At 29.6% G+C, this 15,883-nt stretch carries 20 protein-coding genes; 6 read left to right on the top strand and 14 right to left on the bottom strand.

Features of this window, described 5'->3' with window-relative positions:
• Positions 1-81: 81 nt before the first annotated feature.
• Genes CXF68_RS03245 through CXF68_RS03260 form a run of 4 tightly spaced genes read left to right on the top strand, consistent with a single transcriptional unit; the run spans position 82 to position 3,658 of the window.
• The gene (locus CXF68_RS03245; RefSeq protein ID WP_101042936.1) at positions 82-384 is read left to right on the top strand and encodes a hypothetical protein; all 303 of its coding nucleotides are present in this window, start codon (positions 82-84) and stop codon (positions 382-384) included.
• Positions 384-2,420, top strand: a complete 2,037-nt coding sequence (locus CXF68_RS03250) for a PepSY domain-containing protein (protein ID WP_101042937.1) — start codon at positions 384-386, stop codon at positions 2,418-2,420. Before CXF68_RS03245 ends, CXF68_RS03250 begins: the two co-directional genes overlap by 1 nt.
• A 15-nt stretch (positions 2,421-2,435) precedes the next feature.
• Positions 2,436-3,101 (top strand): class I SAM-dependent methyltransferase, encoded by a 666-nt coding sequence (locus CXF68_RS03255; RefSeq protein ID WP_101042938.1) that lies wholly within the window; start codon positions 2,436-2,438, stop codon positions 3,099-3,101.
• Between the two features lie 2 nt (positions 3,102-3,103).
• Positions 3,104-3,658 (top strand): flavodoxin, encoded by a 555-nt coding sequence (locus CXF68_RS03260; protein ID WP_101042939.1) that lies wholly within the window; start codon positions 3,104-3,106, stop codon positions 3,656-3,658.
• Here the strand turns inward: CXF68_RS03260 and CXF68_RS03265 are convergent.
• From CXF68_RS03265 to CXF68_RS03315, 11 genes are all read right to left on the bottom strand, one after another.
• Positions 3,641-3,805 (bottom strand): hypothetical protein, encoded by a 165-nt coding sequence (locus tag CXF68_RS03265; protein ID WP_369800454.1) that lies wholly within the window; start codon positions 3,803-3,805, stop codon positions 3,641-3,643. The genes CXF68_RS03260 and CXF68_RS03265 overlap by 18 nt on opposite strands.
• A gap of 269 nt (positions 3,806-4,074) precedes the next feature.
• On the bottom strand, positions 4,075-4,878 hold the full coding sequence (locus CXF68_RS03270; RefSeq protein WP_101042940.1) for a formate/nitrite transporter family protein: 804 nt from the start codon (positions 4,876-4,878) through the stop codon (positions 4,075-4,077).
• 11 nt (positions 4,879-4,889) lie between these two features.
• Entirely contained in the window at positions 4,890-5,225 is a 336-nt protein-coding gene (locus tag CXF68_RS03275; RefSeq protein ID WP_101042941.1) for a 2Fe-2S iron-sulfur cluster-binding protein, read from the bottom strand.
• A 2-nt stretch (positions 5,226-5,227) separates the two neighbouring features.
• Positions 5,228-5,575 carry a hypothetical protein gene (locus CXF68_RS03280; RefSeq protein WP_101042942.1) on the bottom strand — a complete coding sequence of 116 codons (348 nt, stop codon included), beginning with the start codon at positions 5,573-5,575 and terminating at the stop codon, positions 5,228-5,230.
• Between the two features lie 27 nt (positions 5,576-5,602).
• Entirely contained in the window at positions 5,603-6,658 is a 1,056-nt protein-coding gene (locus tag CXF68_RS03285; RefSeq protein WP_101042943.1) for an NAD(P)/FAD-dependent oxidoreductase, read from the bottom strand.
• Between the two features lie 172 nt (positions 6,659-6,830).
• Positions 6,831-7,067, bottom strand: a complete 237-nt coding sequence (locus CXF68_RS03290; RefSeq protein ID WP_101042944.1) for a NifU family protein — start codon at positions 7,065-7,067, stop codon at positions 6,831-6,833.
• A gap of 9 nt (positions 7,068-7,076) precedes the next feature.
• Positions 7,077-8,207 carry an Mrp/NBP35 family ATP-binding protein gene (locus tag CXF68_RS03295; RefSeq protein ID WP_101042945.1) on the bottom strand — a complete coding sequence of 377 codons (1,131 nt, stop codon included), beginning with the start codon at positions 8,205-8,207 and terminating at the stop codon, positions 7,077-7,079.
• Between the two features lie 102 nt (positions 8,208-8,309).
• Entirely contained in the window at positions 8,310-8,642 is a 333-nt protein-coding gene (locus CXF68_RS03300) for an MGMT family protein (RefSeq protein ID WP_101042946.1), read from the bottom strand.
• Positions 8,643-9,114: 472 nt separating this feature from the next.
• On the bottom strand, positions 9,115-9,807 hold the full coding sequence (locus CXF68_RS03305; protein ID WP_101042947.1) for a hypothetical protein: 693 nt from the start codon (positions 9,805-9,807) through the stop codon (positions 9,115-9,117).
• A gap of 680 nt (positions 9,808-10,487) precedes the next feature.
• A complete protein-coding gene (trmB, locus tag CXF68_RS03310; protein ID WP_101042948.1) occupies positions 10,488-11,159 on the bottom strand; it encodes a tRNA (guanosine(46)-N7)-methyltransferase TrmB in 672 nt (223 codons plus the stop codon).
• Between the two features lie 12 nt (positions 11,160-11,171).
• Positions 11,172-11,390, bottom strand: coding sequence for a hypothetical protein (locus CXF68_RS03315; RefSeq protein ID WP_101042949.1), 219 nt, complete (start codon positions 11,388-11,390; stop codon positions 11,172-11,174).
• Positions 11,391-11,432: 42 nt separating this feature from the next.
• Here CXF68_RS03315 and CXF68_RS03320 point away from each other — a divergent pair, with 42 nt between their 5' ends.
• Positions 11,433-12,335 carry a DUF6427 family protein gene (locus CXF68_RS03320; RefSeq protein ID WP_101042950.1) on the top strand — a complete coding sequence of 301 codons (903 nt, stop codon included), beginning with the start codon at positions 11,433-11,435 and terminating at the stop codon, positions 12,333-12,335.
• A gap of 2 nt (positions 12,336-12,337) precedes the next feature.
• On the opposite strand, the gene upp is transcribed toward CXF68_RS03320, so the two are convergent.
• Together upp and CXF68_RS03330 are read right to left on the bottom strand one after the other, a co-directional pair.
• Positions 12,338-12,991, bottom strand: a complete 654-nt coding sequence (gene upp, locus CXF68_RS03325) for a uracil phosphoribosyltransferase (RefSeq protein WP_101042951.1) — start codon at positions 12,989-12,991, stop codon at positions 12,338-12,340.
• A gap of 36 nt (positions 12,992-13,027) precedes the next feature.
• The gene (locus CXF68_RS03330; protein WP_101042952.1) at positions 13,028-13,807 is read right to left on the bottom strand and encodes an alpha/beta fold hydrolase; all 780 of its coding nucleotides are present in this window, start codon (positions 13,805-13,807) and stop codon (positions 13,028-13,030) included.
• Between the two features lie 78 nt (positions 13,808-13,885).
• Between CXF68_RS03330 and brnQ the strand changes: the two genes are divergently transcribed.
• Positions 13,886-15,178: a branched-chain amino acid transport system II carrier protein gene (brnQ, locus tag CXF68_RS03335; RefSeq protein WP_101042953.1), complete on the top strand. Its 1,293-nt coding sequence runs from the start codon at positions 13,886-13,888 to the stop codon at positions 15,176-15,178.
• Positions 15,179-15,241: 63 nt separating this feature from the next.
• On the opposite strand, the gene CXF68_RS03340 is transcribed toward brnQ, so the two are convergent.
• Positions 15,242-15,745, bottom strand: coding sequence for a DUF3575 domain-containing protein (locus tag CXF68_RS03340; protein WP_101042954.1), 504 nt, complete (start codon positions 15,743-15,745; stop codon positions 15,242-15,244).
• Positions 15,746-15,883: the final 138 nt, after the last annotated feature.

Genomic DNA, 15,883 nt, shown 5'->3' on the forward strand with positions numbered 1-15,883 from the left:
CCCTTTAAAAGTAATTAATTATAAAATTGTAATACTCTTTTTTACAATAAGTATTCTATTAGAATTGTTAATACCATAAATATGCCTGCAAATACTAAATATCTAACAAAATCTCCTTGGCAACAATTTGCTAAAATTTCTGCTGGAATTCTTGGTGGCTACATCATAAGTGCTTTATTTCACATGGTATTGGCGCTATGGATTCCTATGCATAAGGAAGTTATAATCTCATCTATTTTTACTCTTTTTATACTTTGGTGTGTACTCTTAATCATACCATATCTGTTTAAAAATGGATGGAAAGTTTGGGCACTATATTTACTTATTTCTTTGCTATTGTACACAGCATATTATTTCGGAAACCAAAACAATCCATTTATATAATGAGTAAGAGAAATTACAATGTATTTTTTAATACACATACTGTTAGTGGAATTGTTATTAGCGTAGCCTTATATATAATCTTCTTCGCCGGTGCTTTCGCATTATTTAAGCAAGAAATTCAATTTTGGGAAGAAGGTAAATCAATTAGTCATACCGAAAGAAAAGATATAAATTACGACAACATTTTATCTTCTTTAGATGAAAAACATGAATTAACTGGTAGAGATTTACGAATAACTTTTGAGGAAAAAAGCGATCATATATTTATAAATATGACCGCTAGTAAAGATACCTTAGCCACAGAAAAGGGAAAAACTGCAAATTACTTCTATGCCGATATAAAGTCTACAAAAACAAAATCTTATATAGAACAATATAGTTTAGGAGAGTTTTTATTTCGCCTGCACTTTTTTCAACAATTCCCTGTCATAGGTGTTTATTTAGCAGGGCTCGTCTCTTTCTTTTTCCTATTTGCAATAGTTACAGGTGTTATTGTTCATTGGAAAAAAATTATTCCAAAATTTTATACTTTTAATCCGAAAACAATTTTACAAAAAGTATGGACAAATGCTCATACTGCACTTGGTATTATAGGGCTACCTTTTCAATTTATTTTTGCAGTCACTGGGGCTTATTTTGCTCTTAGTGTATTAGTATTGCTTCCCGCAAATTTTTTATACAACGGTAATCAAACTAAATTATTAGAAAATTTACGTCCTGCCCGCAAGAGTTATGAATGGGTGGCTACATCAAATGAAAAAATCCCTAGTTTTAATTCTTTTGTAAAAAAAACCCAAAACGAGTGGGACAACTTTCATGTCACCAAAGCAAATATAAAAAATTACGGAGGTGTTAACATGAAATACGTAATTACTGGAGAGTTAGAAGATCATAAACGTTTTGTTGGTTTAGGACGAATAGCTTATGACGTTTATTCTAATAAAGTAGCGGTTATAAAAGATCCATATACTTTAAATTATAATGAAGATACACAACGGCTTTTAACCCGTTTACATTTTGGAGATTATGGTGGTACTTTTATGAAAATTATATACCTAATTTTATCACTAATTACATGTTTTGTAATAATTACAGGTGTTCTCATATGGATTGAATCACGTAATAAAAAAAGCATGACTTTGCGTCAACGTTTATATACTGCTAAAGTTGGACATATTTACCTTTCTATTTGTTTATCTATGCTACCAGTAACCGCTCTCGCATTTTTATTTGTAAAATTTGCCAACGGTTACTTTATAGATAAACAAACCTCCATCTATTATTTTTACTTTATTACATGGTTACTATTTATTTTATACTTCAGGTTTAAAAGAGATAATTATTATACCAATAAAGCATCATTGCTACTTGGTGCTATTTTCGGTTTTCTTATTCCTGTTAGTAATGGTGTAGTTTCTGGTAATTGGATTTGGACTACCTACTTTAATCAACAATATGAAATTCTTTTTATTGATTTACTATGGATTGGTATTGCATCATTTTCATTACTATTTTACATTAAAACAAAACCTACCATTAAAAACCAAAGTGCTTTTAGTAAAGCACCAATAGATTACAAAAACTTAACTGCTTTAAAAGAAAATTTAAACAATAACATTTCACTAATAAAAAACACGATACCAATGAGAACAAAAATTTCACTTTTATGGATATTTATCGCCATCGGATTTATTTTTCATCACATATATGGCCTAGCAACAGTATTTTTTAACGAATCTGTTCTTATAGAAGGCTCAACAGGAGAAACACCTTTCTGGGCACATCAATGGCGTATTTTAATGGAAGGTCTAGCGCTAACTTTTGGTTTATTAACCCTTGAGGTTTCTAAAAAATGGTTCATACTAACATCATTTGTTTGGGCAATAATTTTAGGATTATTTAATGTGTATCATATTATTACTGCTGTAATATATGAAGCATCAAATATTTCTGAAATATTAATATTATTATTACTTGTAATAGCAAATGTCTTCTTGATTAAAAACATTAATATTTGGAGAAAAGAAACTGCTTAATACTCCTTTAATCTCATGAAAAAAGAACTTACAACAGCACATTTAAAGGAAATTGAAGATCAATTAAGTTGCCCTACTGGTACTAAAGGAATAGAAATAGCAACTTCTATGAATTTAACTAATATTACTATGACTAAGGCTTCTATTGATGCTTTAAATATTTCTAATAATGATGTTATTTTAGAAATTGGTCATGGAAATTGTGGGCACTTAGAGTATGTATTAAACAAAGCAAGTAACATTTACTACATTGGCTTAGAAGTTTCTAAAACGATGCAGCAAGAGGCACTATTACAGCTCAACAAACAACAAGATTCAAAGAACATATCTTTTGAATTATACGATGGAGAAAAACTCCCTTTTGAAAACAATTCTATAGATAAAATTTTCACTGTAAATACACTATATTTTTGGAAAAAACCAACAGCATTCTTAGCTGAAATATCAAGAGTATTAAAAAAAGAAGGAATCTGTATTATTACTTTTGCTGAAAAAGAATTTATGCAAACGCTTCCTTTTGTAAACACAAAATTTAACTTGTATACTAATGATGATATAAACTCATTATTGAAAAAAAATACACTTAAAATAGTTAATACAATACATAAATCTGAAAGTATAGAAAGTAAAATAGGGGATTATGTAAATAGAAAATACACTTTAATTATATTAAAACAATAAATATGAACAATAAAATAGGTTTGATTTACGGTTCAGATACCGGCATGACAGAAGAGGTTACTCATACTATTGTTGATGAGTGGAATACAAGTGAAGTTGAAGTTATTGAAGTTACAAATGTAGATTCTTCAGATTTTCAAAGGTTTGATTTTTTAATTTTAGGGTTATCAACTTGGTATGATGGTGATTTACAAAGTGATTGGGAAAGTTATTTTGATGAATTTAAAACTATAGATTTCACAAACAAAACAGTGGCTATTTTTGGTTTAGGCGATCAATATGGTTATGGTGAATATTTTATAGATGGTGTAGGTATGCTTGCTGAAGTAGTATTAGAAAATGGTGGAAAAATTGTAGGAAAATGGCCTACTAGTGGTTATGATTATACAGAATCTAAAGCTGAAATAATAGATCAAAAGCTATTTTATGGTTTAGCCATTGATGAAGACAATGAACCTGAGTTAACTACTGATCGTCTTAAGAACTGGTTAGCCATTTTACAAGAAGAATATAAAAACATTTCATTTGAATTAGTTGAATTAGCTCTCGAGAGCTAATTCAATTTCTAAGCCATCCATTTCTGGTAACTCATGATCAGATTTCACGTAATATTGACAAGAAGTACACATTACAATTCCGTTATAAATACCAATAGTTCCTTCTGGCGCTAATTCGTAGCAACGAACAACCTCCATTAGGTTCATAGTTCTATCGGGAAGCAACAACCTCATGTGTTACGTCTTCTCGGCCTGTTATTTTAATGGTTATAGTCTATCTTCTTAACAATAGTTCTCGGAGCTTCTTTTCTGGTTATACATCATGATGGCCTACTAGTGATTATCATTATACAGCTTCAAAAGCTAAAATAGAGTATAAAAAATTCTTTTATGGCTTAGATTTAGATGGAGATTACCAGCCGTAATTAAACTCAGGGTCAATGAATTGGTTTAAATGAATTAAGAAAGAACTATTATTATCTTTTATTTCTTAAAAAAATAAAATGATACATTAGACCTACTAAAACACTACCTCCAATAATATTACCAAGTAAAACTGGAATTATATTAGAAACCATTCCTGATAAACTTAAAGCATTTGTACTAACTTCAACCGTTGAAAATTCTTGAAGCATTAACCCAAGTGGTATTATAAATAAATTTGCTATACTATGTTCAAAACCTGCTGCAACAAAAAGTGTAATTGGAAAAACAATTACTAAAACTTTATCTGTTAGTGTTTTTCCTCCCATAGCCATCCAAACCCCTAAACAAACCAAAATATTACATAAAAGCCCTTTAAAAAAAGCAGTAAAGAAAGGTAATGCACATTTAGCATCAGCCATTTTTATATACATTTTAGCTATTTCTCCATTATTCATATCTAAATGTCCAGAAAAATAAACCATAACTGCTAAACTAACAGCGCCTAGCATATTACTAATAAAAACAATACCCCAGTTTCTAATCATTTGTTTATAGGAAACTTTTCCTTCTGCCCAAGCAATAGCAATTAGATTATTACCAGTAAAAAGTTCAGCTCCTGCTACAACAACCAGTATAAGTCCAAGTGAAAACACAAAACCACCAAAAATTTGTTTTGTAGCAAAACTATAAGTAGGGTCTGATTTTACGATTGTATAAAACAAAGCTCCTAAACCAATAAACGCGCCTGCCAAAACACCTAATAAGAAACTAGTTAAAAACGATTTTTTAACTTTTTTTACACTTGAATTTAGTGCTTCTTTTACTATTTCTTCAGGAGCATAAGCTACAGACATAATTTATTTTTTTAACTTTCAGGAGCTAATTCAACTTCTAAACCATCCATTTCTGGTTTTATTTGTAACTGACAGCCCAATCGACTATTCTCTTGTACATCAAATGCCTCTGCTAGCATAGCGTCTTCATCATCAGTCATTTCGGGTAACTCATGGTCAGATTTCACGTAACATTGGCAAGAAGCACACATTGCCATTCCTCCACAAATACCAATAGTTCCTTCTGGTGCTAATTCGTACGAACGAACAACTTCCATTAAGTTCATAGCCATATCTGTAGGTGCAATAACTTCATGCGTTACGCCTTCTCTATCTGTTATTTTTATAGTTATATCTTGATTATCCATCATTATAGGTATATCGATTGCATTCCAAAAAACTCAAATAAAGGAGTAGTAGCTACTAGTAAAACTAAAATATAAACAATGGTTTTTACCCAAACTGAAGTAGTCTTCCCTACAGGTATATATTCTGCTTGAACCTTATACTCTTGTAAAAGAATATCTTTTGATTGGTAAATAGAATTATCCTTATGTAAATTTTTTATGCTTCTCTTAGGAATTATTTTCCAAAAAAAAGATAAAGAGTAAAGCATTAAAATAGAAACTATGACGAAAGTTAAAAATTCTGAATCATTTAAGCCTCTTTCTGTTATAGGTAATCCTCCAAGACAATTGAATTGCAATAAACGTATCATAGTTTTATTTTATATCTAAAAAAATAATTACTCAATCTTCTTAACAACAGCTTTCGGAGCTTCTTTTCTAGTTCCGTCAAAACCATCTACACCTCCAACAGTTGTGTATTTCATTACGTATTTTTTATCCGGATAAATTCGTTGAAATGCACTTTGACACATTAATGTAGCTTCGTGAAATCCGCATAAAATTAACTTTAACTTCCCTGGATATGTATTTACATCTCCGATAGCATAAATCCCTGGAATATTCGTTTGATAATCTAAAGCATTATTTACTTTAATAGCATTTTTTTCAATCTCTAATCCCCAATTACCTATAGGACCTAATTTTGGTGATAAACCAAAAAGAGGAATAAGATGATCGCATTTTAAAGTGAATATTTCTTTATCTTTTTGTGCTATTAAAACACCTTCAACTTTAGTGTCTCCAACAATTCCTTTAACCTCAGCTGGTGTAATTAAATTAATTTTCCCTGCGTCTTTTAATTCTTGAACTTTATCCACAGAATCTAATGCACCTCTAAATTCATTTCTACGATGCACTAAAGTTACAGACTTTGCAATATCCGTTAAGAAAATAGACCAATCTAAAGCAGAATCTCCACCTCCAGCAATTACTACGTCTTTATCTCTGTATAACTCTGGTTCTTTTATCATGTACTCAACCCCCTTATCTTCATAATTTGCAATACTAGGAATTGGTGGTTTACGTGGCTCAAAACTACCTAAACCTCCTGCTATTGCAACAATAGGCGCTTGGTGTTTTGTTCCTTTATTGGTAGTTACAATAAAACTACCGTTTTCTTGTTTTTCAATTGTTTCAGCTCGTTCACCTAAGGTAAATCCTGGTTCAAATTGTTTAATTTGTTCCATTAATTTATCAGTTAAATCTCCTGCTAATATTTCAGGATAAGCTGGTATGTCGTAAATAGGTTTTTTAGGATATATTTCTGAACATTGCCCTCCTTGTTGTGGCAAAGCATCAATTAAATGGCAACGTAACTTTAATAATCCAGCTTCAAATACAGTAAACAAACCTGTTGGACCTGCTCCTATAATTAATATATCAGTTTGTATCATTTTTTATGTTTTTAGACCTCACAATTTTTTTAAAATTGTGAGGTCTTTTTTTGAAAAATTATGAATTAATAACTGAGCGACTTATATAAATTCTTTTTATAATCGTTTTAAAAAAGTACTCTAACGCCCAAAAATAATAAGTTCCTATTGTTTAAAAACTGATTTTTATCAGTTACCCAATATTAATTACTTCTTCTATATGCGGAACATATTTTTTTATAGTTGCTTCAACACCGTTTTTTAATGTCATTTGATTTACTGAACAACCACTACAAGCACCTTCTAACTGAACTTTTACCGTATTCTTTTCAATAGATAATAGTTTAATATTGCCTCCGTCACTAATTAAAAAAGGGCGAATTTCTTCTAATGCCTCTTCTACTTTATTCTTTACTTCTGTTGTTGTCATAATCTTTGGTTATTTAGTACTACAACCACTCATTGTAGTAATACGAACTACTTCGGTTGCAGGTAAATTTGCATTTCTTTTTAATAACTGTGAAACCATTTTTTTAGTTACATCTTTAAAAGCTTCTTCTAAAGGTGTATTTTCTTGTAAAGCTACTGGATGTCCTACATCTCCTGCTTCACGAATACTTTGTACTAATGGTATTTCACCTAAAAAACTTGTGTCAATATCTTTTGCTAAATCCTTAGCCCCTCCTTTACCAAAAATATAATATTTATTCTCTGGTAATTCTTCAGGAGTAAAGTACGCCATGTTTTCTACGATACCTAATACAGGTACATTAATACTTTCTTGTTTAAACATTGCTACTCCTTTTTTAGCATCTGCTAGTGCAATATTTTGTGGTGTACTTACAACGACTGCTCCACTAATAGGAACTGCTTGTACTATCGATAAATGTATATCTCCTGTTCCTGGTGGCAAATCAATTAACAAGAAATCTAATTCACCCCAATCTGCATCAAAAATTAACTGGTTTAATGCTTTCGAAGCCATTGGTCCACGCCAAATTACTGCTTGGTTTGGATCTGTAAAAAAACCTAAAGACAATAATTTCACTCCATAACTTTCAACAGGTTTCATTTTAGAACGCCCATCTACTTTTACAGCTAACGGTTTTTCTTTTTCTACGTCAAACATTAAATGTTGAGATGGCCCGTAAACATCGGCATCTAAAACACCTACTTTAAAACCCATTTTAGCTAAAGAAACTGCCATATTAGAGGTAATTGTAGATTTCCCTACCCCTCCTTTTCCTGAAGCTATTGCTATAATATTTTGAATATTAGGGATTTTTTTACCTTTTATTTCATTTGAATTTTCTTTCTCCTTAACCTCTACCTTCACATTCACTTTTACATCAATTTTTTCATCAACGTGTTGGTGAATCGCTTTTGCTATTTCAACTTCTACTTTCTTTTTAGCTTGTAAAGTAGGATTTGAAATAGTTATATCAACGATTACTTCTTCTCCGAAAGCAACAACATTTTTTATGTTTTCGTTTTCAACTAAACTTTTACCTTCTCCAGGTGCAGTAATAGTTTCTAACGCCTTGTATATATCTTGTTTTTTAAAACTCATTAGAGTGTTTAATTAAATTAATTGTAAGATACAAAGATACGTTTTAGGGCGCAGAAAATAAAGTGTTTAGATTGTGAAAATTTATAAAACAATAAGAGTAAGTTATTGTAATTCTTTAGTTGGGTTCCAAAAAATTGTTTCGAAATTTTGAATTTGGTTATTTACAACAACTATGCCTTCACTTTCTAATAGTTGTTGCATTAAATTTGTTCCGTCAAAATGTTGCTTTCCAGTAAGTAAACCTATTCTATTAACAACTCTATGTGCTGGAACTTCTTTTGCACTAGAATTATTCATTGCCCAACCTACCATTCGTGCAGACCGAGCAGCTCCTAAATATGTTGCAATTGCACCGTAACTAGTTACTCTTCCGTACGGGATTAGTCTTGCTATTTCGTAAACTTTTTCGAAAAAATTATCAGATTTTTTTTCCATCGACTAAAAATATAATTTTATAACCAAATAAACTGAGAATACTCCTTAATTATTCCAATCAATAAATTAAATTCCATGTCTATCTTTTGGATTAAAAGAACATAGCTACTCAAAAACACAAAAAAGTATACATAAACCTCAAAATTGTATAATTATACACTATAGAAGATAACTGTGCAACTGTAAAAAATGGAATTAGAAACATGTTTGTAGATGATAAAGAAAGCCCTAATATATTTTATTTATTTCTCTCTATTAGTTAAATATTGGAAATCACTCTACAACTTCAGAAAGTTTTACTGGTAAAAAAAATGAAATAAAGCTCTCAAACAAGCTCTAACAATAAATTGTTAAGTAATTTTTAGTTATTTTATAGATACAATCTATATATAAAGATAAAAGAAATGAACTGAACAAAATCATAAGTAATTAAAAAAAGCTACTCTAGAGTAGCTTTTTTTAATTAAGTAGGTTATCTAGGATCTATAATATCCCTATTAGGAAAACGAGATCTAATTAAATCAATATCCGACCTGGTCATACCAGCCCATTTTTCTTCATCAGTTGTAAAACGAGCAGGCATAAAGCTTAAGTGATTACCATGTGAGTATCCGAAATTATGGCCAAGCTCATGAACAGTGACATATGTTCTAAGTTTTGCTGTAAGTACAGGAGCAGCACTTGAATTTTGCACTGCGTCTGGGACATAATTTGAGTTTATATCAATTTTAACACCAAAATTACCATTTGCATCAGGAAAATCAGCTCCGGCAGGAGATTTTTCATACCTAGCAGGTTCTGCTTTATAATTATAATTAACAGTTGCATTTCTCCTAGATAAAGTTTGTGACATATTTATCGATCCTGTTGCGTTTGTCCAAATTGAACTAGCCTCTCTAATCGCTTTAACCCATTCTTGAGGCATCTTCGGATCAATAAAATATTTAATATCCATTGTGTTAGCCGGCGTTGCAAAACCAACAAAGCGGGGTCCTCGCATATGTAAATCTGAATTACCAAAACAATTTATTTTGGCTCCAGATTGCTCAATTTGTGACTCTACATCTTTAATTTGAATTTCATCTTCACTACAAGATGCTAAGAATAAAGTCATACAAGACAATACTGCGATTGTTTTTTTACTAAATTTTAAACTAATTTTCATTTTTCGGGGGTATTTATAATTATTTACATTAAACTAAGATTATCATATAATGAATAGTTAAAACTATTTATTATTTTTATTTAATCTAAACAAATATAGGGTGATTTAATTTAATAAAATCATAGTCCAATTATTTTATTATAAAGTAGTAGCTTTACAAAAAATAAAACATTAAAAAACAACACTTTAAAACATTTAATCAATATTTTATTTATCAACTGTATCATTCATTTTTAACAAAGAAAGTAAAAATGTTATTCACTATAAATGCAAACTACCAAAGTAACTTAAGAAATTTAACATAAAATCTATTTTTGACCTTCTTACTATTATAGACACTTTACTACAACATAAAAAACACTACCACTTTGATAAAAAGACACTTGTATTACTAAATCGATATAATATGTATTTAACAAAACATATTATTATCAAAAACATCAAAGCTTAAAAGAAGAACTACATGAAGATAAGTTAATAGAAATTTTTACTATAATGTAATATTTAATAAGAACTTCGTAGGCTATTATAACAAAGTCCAATTCTCTTTTAAAGAAATAAACTCGATTTACAACTTATAAATACATCTAACATATTTTTAGAATGCAAAAAAACTGTAAAACGAGACTCTAATTAACATAGCTAATTTGAAATAATTAGCTCCTGTTAACAAAATAAAGTTAGTAATTCAATTTAAAACGGATATAAGTAATTGGTTTTCCTACTTCTAAATACTGTTTTTCGTAAAAAGTCTGGGTTGAAGTTACTTCTTCTGGTGCTCCTTCATTCTTATACACATTATGATTCGCGTGTATAATTTCGTGACCTTCACCATGTATTAAACCTAACGTATAACCGTGCATAAACTCACTATCGGTTTTTAGATTCATTATACCTTCTTCTTTCAAAACATGATGATATCGCTTTAAGAATGCGGTATTTGTCATTCTATGCTTTGTACGTTGATATTTTATTTGTGGGTCTGGAAAGGTAATCCAAATTTCATCTACTTCATTTTCTGCAAAAATATAATCCACCAGTTCTATTTGTGTTCTTATAAAGGCAACATTTTGCATATTGTTTTCAATAGCAGTTTTTGCACCTCGCCAAAAGCGGGCACCTTTAATATCTATACCAATAAAATTTTTGTTTGGATTTTTTTCAGCTAACGCGATTGTATACTCACCTTTACCACAGCCCAGTTCTAAAACAATAGGATTGTCGTTTTTAAAAAAAGTATTCCATTTTCCTTTTAAAGAAAACTCTCCGACTACTTCCTCCCTTGTTGGTTGTAGTACATTAGCAAACGTTTCATTTTCTTTGAAACGTTTTAATTTGTTTTTGCTTCCCAATGTTTCTGTAAATTAAGCTTTATCTTCAGTTCCTTTTTTTAAGAAAGTAGCTGATTGCCACATCCAGTAAGCAAATAATACTATTAAGACTAATACAAATAACCAGTTTACAGCGTTTGAAGTCCACCATCCTAAGTCTCCTTTTGCAACTTCTAATCGCAACCATTTAAATGGTTGTAATATAAATTCAAAAAAATCTCCAATTAATCTAAAAATATTTAATCCTAACATAACTTGATTATCTTTACGTTTGCAAAAGTATAAAAAGAAACCATGTTAGCCAATTTTTTCGGTAAATCTAAACCTGTTAATTTCATAGTGCTCTTTGCACTGTTTTTAATTTACTTTTCTTTAGGGCTATTTTTTAAAGAATTATCTCTTAATACTCTCAAAGAATTACTTTGGTTTATTGTGCTTTTTGCTGTTTTTAATTTTATTATTGCAAAAAACAAATTAACCTTTGATAACTCTTTTGCTTTTTTATTTTTTATAATATTACTTGGGTTTTTTCCAGATACTATAAATATCAACAACAATTTTTATGCATCTTTAACAGTATTGCTTTTTTTACGCAAAGTATACAGCTTACAATCTCAAAAGAAAACCTTTCATAAGTTGTTTGATGGAGGACTATGGCTAGGAGTTTCTTTTTTAATAGAGCCTTATACAGCACTATTTGCTGTATTATTATACATTTCAATATATTTACACCAACACCTTACATACCAAACCATATTAATTCCAATAATTGGATTTGGGAGTGTAGTTTTTTTGTTTTTTACATATTGTTTTTGGTATGAAAACACAGCATTATTTTATACTCTTTTTAACTGGAATTTTTCTTATGATATATACTTATACTTAAATACTAATTATTTATTTCCAATAGTATTTATAGGTGTCTTTGTACTATTCACCATCTTTTTAAAAACCCCGAAAGTATTAGCAATACTTAATACCTTTAGAAAAAATTGGATCTTAATTGTTATACAACTAATAATTTCTTCATCAGTTATACTTTTAATCAATGACAAAACAGGAAGTGAATTATTATTCCTCTTTTTTCCTACCGCAATTGTATTAGCAAATGGTTTAGAATTTTTTCAAAAAAAATGGTTTGCAGATATAATTTTAATAGTATTCTTAATTTGCTCTATAGCAACAAACTTTATGTAATGTTACATTTTCGTACCAAAAGCTAAATCTCCTGCATCTCCTAAACCAGGAACTATATAGCCTTTATCACTAAGCTTATTATCTATATCAGCAATCCACAAATCTGTATTTTCAGGAAAAAATTTTGTTATATACTCAACACCTTCAGTAGAACCGATAACCGATACTATTTTAATTTCTTTAGGAGTTCCATATTTTTTAATAGCATCATAAACAGCTACTAATGAACGACCTGTAGCTAACATTGGATCTACTAGCAATAATGTTTTGCCATCTATTGAAGGGGAAGCGAAATACTCAACAACTATTTCAAACTCTTCATCGTTATTTGGATGATGACGATAGGCAGATATAAATGCATTTTCTGCATCATCAAAATAATTTAACAATCCGTTATGTAAAGGTAACCCAGCTCTAAGAATTGAGCACAAAATAACATCGTTAACAGGAAGTTCTGTATCTTTAATCCCTAAAGGAGTTTCAATCACTTTATTTTCAAAAGATAAATTTTTACTTAATTCATATCCTAAAATCTCACCTATTCTCTCAATATTCCTACGAAAACGCATAGAATCTTTTTGAACATGTACATTTCTTATTTCAGCTAAAAATTTATTTAAAATAGATTTCTCTTTTGCTAAGTGATTAATTTTCATATTTAAATTTTTGGTATTACAAAGAAACAAAAATATTTAGCGTTTAATAAATTTCTTTAAACAGTCTATTAATTCATCTCTATTTTCAATATGACTCATATGCCCATTTGGAAGTTTAATTAAAGGAGTATTTGTTCTTTCAGATTCTTCTAAAATTGATTGATATTTTAACAAAGGATCATTTTTACCTGTAATTATCAACCTTTTATCTATAGATTCTAAAACAGCTTCCTTATTTTCTCTTAACATCATCCCTTTTGTTGCTCCGATATACCCTTGAATAGATGTTTTTAAAGCTTCTTTTTTAATCTCCGCTAATTCAAAGCTAAATTGCTCCCTGGTTTTAATAGTAAACAAATTAGAAATAGATAATTTCACTAAATTATCATAATTCGTTTGTGCCATTTTACATGCTCTTAGTCGTAACTCTTTACGCTCAGTTGTATCTGCTTGAGTAGTTGAATTCAATAAACATAACCCTTTTATATTTATTGAATATTTCTCCGCTAATGCCAAAGATACATATCCTCCCATTGAATGCCCTACAACAAAAAACTTTCTAAGCCGTAATGATTTTAAAACCTCTTTAACAGCTTCAGCCATATCATTCATTGTATGTAAGTAACCAATACAATTGGTCTTTCCATGACCTAATAGATCTACACAAATTACACGATTTTTTTTTGATAACTCTTCTGAAATTTCATTCCACATGCTAGAATTCTCAAGAAAACCATGAAGTAAAACAATAGCGTTGCCCTTTCCAATATCTGAATAAGCTACTTTACTATTTTTATAAATGATGAAGTCTTTCATATTGCAAAAATATGTATCTTTCGCTAGTATTTTTCTAAAAAAAATAAGATTAACCAACCTTTTATTAATATCGAAAACATGAATAAAACAAAAGAAATACTTGTTACCAGTTTCGCATTGTTTTCACTCTTCTTTGGTGCGGGTAATTTACTCTTACCTCCTCTTTTAGGCTATAATGCAGGAGACAATTGGATTTGGGTAACGCTTGGTTTTATGATTACCGCAGTTATAATTCCTATTCTAGGAATTTTAGCACATGCAAAACTACAGGGAACGTTGTATGATCTTGGAAAAAAAGTATCACCAACGTTTAGTTTATTATACTGTATAATTATTTATATAATATCGATCACAATTCCCTCACCAAGAACAGCATCTGCAACACATGAAATTGCGATTCATCCATTTTTTGGTACAAGTCCCTTAATAACAAGTTGTGTATACTTTACATTGGTTTTAATTTTTGTTTTAAACAGATCTAAAGTTTTAAACCTTCTTGGTAAATATCTAACACCTTTAATGGTTATAATTTTAGTATTAGTTATTGGTATAGGTTTATTTTCTAGTGAAATGGTTATGAACCCTAGCATTTTTAAAACACCTATTGTTAGTGGTATACTAGAAGGTTACCAAACTTTTGACGCCATTGGAGCTGTAGTTGTTGGTGGTGTAATTATTATTTCTTTAAATTTAAAAGGCTATACTTCATTCACTGATAAAAAAGAATTAATTAAAAAAGCTGGATTTATTGCTGGTTCTGGTCTTTTCGTAATTTATGCAGGTTTAATTTCTGTAGGTGCTTTTTATGGTTCAGAAATATTAGTTGACGGTACTTTAAGTAGTGACATGCAAAGAGCAAATTTACTACAAGGAATTAGTATAGCAACATTAGGGAATATTGGTAATGTTTTTCTAAGTACACTTATTGCTTTAGCATGTTTTACAACTGCTATTGGAATAATTACAGGAACTGCTGATTATTTTAAAGGATTGTTTAAAAATTCTCAAAAAGCATATATAATTACAGCTCTTATTGGGTGCTTGGTAGGTGTTTTAGTTGGGCAATTAAATTTTCATTCTATCATTATAATTGCATTACCGATATTAATGTTTATTTACCCTATAACAATAGCCTTAATTTTGCTAAACATAGCGCCTAAAAACTTAGCCTCTTCAATTGTTTTTAAAGTTGTTGTTTTGGTTACCTTTATTTTTAGTGTTCCTGATTTCCTAGGCTTTATTATCAACAAAGAACACTTAATTCCTATTAAAAACATTATTCCGTTAGCAAACCAAAATTTAGGTTGGGTACTACCTGCAATCTTAAGTTTCATCATAGCTAATGTTATAAAAACGAAAAAACTTGCATAAAGCAAGCTTTTTCGTTTTTAATGAGAACTTCTAAAAATTACTCCCTTAAATATACTTCTGTGATTAAAACCTATATCCTAAGTTAATACCAACTCTTGGCACAACTGAACGAGATTCAGAAGTAAACATATTTCTTCCTAAACCAGCATAAACATCAACAACAAAACCTCCTGAAGATATATATTTAGAACCTATAGCTATACCTAAAGCACCATCTGTATACTCTTTATATTGCTTAACCATACTTCCTGCAACCTCAACTTCATTTTCTCCTGTATTAATACCTAAGAATACTTCTCCAAAATAATTCCAATTACTACTATCTGTAAAATAATGACGGAAATATGGAGTAATCATTCGTTTTTCATTGTATTTAAAATCTGCTGATCTTTTTTCAAAATTAAATAATGCTGATACACCTACTGATGAACGACTACTTGTATAATATTCATAAGAAAGTTCTAATGTTTTAAATGCTAGTGCATCTAAAATATCAACTTTTACCTCTTGTTGGGCTTGTGTAAATGAGCTGATAAAAAGCACAGCTATCAAAAATATTTTTTTCATATTTAAATTTTAAATCAATTATAATTTGAATTAATTATCAATTATAATACCACAAAAATACATTAATTGTAAAACATTTTATAATTCTAACTATTTTATTAAGAACAATTGCAGTCAGTATCACAGCCTTTACTTTTG

The sequence above is a fragment of the Tenacibaculum sp. Bg11-29 genome (genome assembly GCF_002836595.1).
Taxonomy (GTDB): domain Bacteria; phylum Bacteroidota; class Bacteroidia; order Flavobacteriales; family Flavobacteriaceae; genus Polaribacter.

Coding starts and splice junctions, on each gene's coding strand:
- CXF68_RS03260 (WP_101042939.1), top strand. CDS start 3,104: ATGAACAATAAAATAGGTTTGATTTACGGTTCAGATACCGGCATGACA.
- CXF68_RS03290 (WP_101042944.1), bottom strand. CDS start 7,067: ATGACAACAACAGAAGTAAAGAATAAAGTAGAAGAGGCATTAGAAGAA.
- CXF68_RS03305 (WP_101042947.1), bottom strand. CDS start 9,807: ATGAAAATTAGTTTAAAATTTAGTAAAAAAACAATCGCAGTATTGTCT.
- CXF68_RS03315 (WP_101042949.1), bottom strand. CDS start 11,390: ATGTTAGGATTAAATATTTTTAGATTAATTGGAGATTTTTTTGAATTT.
- upp (WP_101042951.1), bottom strand. CDS start 12,991: ATGAAAATTAATCACTTAGCAAAAGAGAAATCTATTTTAAATAAATTT.
- CXF68_RS03255 (WP_101042938.1), top strand. CDS start 2,436: ATGAAAAAAGAACTTACAACAGCACATTTAAAGGAAATTGAAGATCAA.
- CXF68_RS03300 (WP_101042946.1), bottom strand. CDS start 8,642: ATGGAAAAAAAATCTGATAATTTTTTCGAAAAAGTTTACGAAATAGCA.
- CXF68_RS03295 (WP_101042945.1), bottom strand. CDS start 8,207: ATGAGTTTTAAAAAACAAGATATATACAAGGCGTTAGAAACTATTACT.
- CXF68_RS03330 (WP_101042952.1), bottom strand. CDS start 13,807: ATGAAAGACTTCATCATTTATAAAAATAGTAAAGTAGCTTATTCAGAT.
- CXF68_RS03340 (WP_101042954.1), bottom strand. CDS start 15,745: ATGAAAAAAATATTTTTGATAGCTGTGCTTTTTATCAGCTCATTTACA.
- CXF68_RS03250 (WP_101042937.1), top strand. CDS start 384: ATGAGTAAGAGAAATTACAATGTATTTTTTAATACACATACTGTTAGT.
- CXF68_RS03280 (WP_101042942.1), bottom strand. CDS start 5,575: ATGATACGTTTATTGCAATTCAATTGTCTTGGAGGATTACCTATAACA.
- CXF68_RS03285 (WP_101042943.1), bottom strand. CDS start 6,658: ATGATACAAACTGATATATTAATTATAGGAGCAGGTCCAACAGGTTTG.
- CXF68_RS03320 (WP_101042950.1), top strand. CDS start 11,433: ATGTTAGCCAATTTTTTCGGTAAATCTAAACCTGTTAATTTCATAGTG.
- CXF68_RS03265 (WP_369800454.1), bottom strand. CDS start 3,805: ATGAACCTAATGGAGGTTGTTCGTTGCTACGAATTAGCGCCAGAAGGA.
- brnQ (WP_101042953.1), top strand. CDS start 13,886: ATGAATAAAACAAAAGAAATACTTGTTACCAGTTTCGCATTGTTTTCA.
- CXF68_RS03245 (WP_101042936.1), top strand. CDS start 82: ATGCCTGCAAATACTAAATATCTAACAAAATCTCCTTGGCAACAATTT.
- CXF68_RS03275 (WP_101042941.1), bottom strand. CDS start 5,225: ATGGATAATCAAGATATAACTATAAAAATAACAGATAGAGAAGGCGTA.
- CXF68_RS03270 (WP_101042940.1), bottom strand. CDS start 4,878: ATGTCTGTAGCTTATGCTCCTGAAGAAATAGTAAAAGAAGCACTAAAT.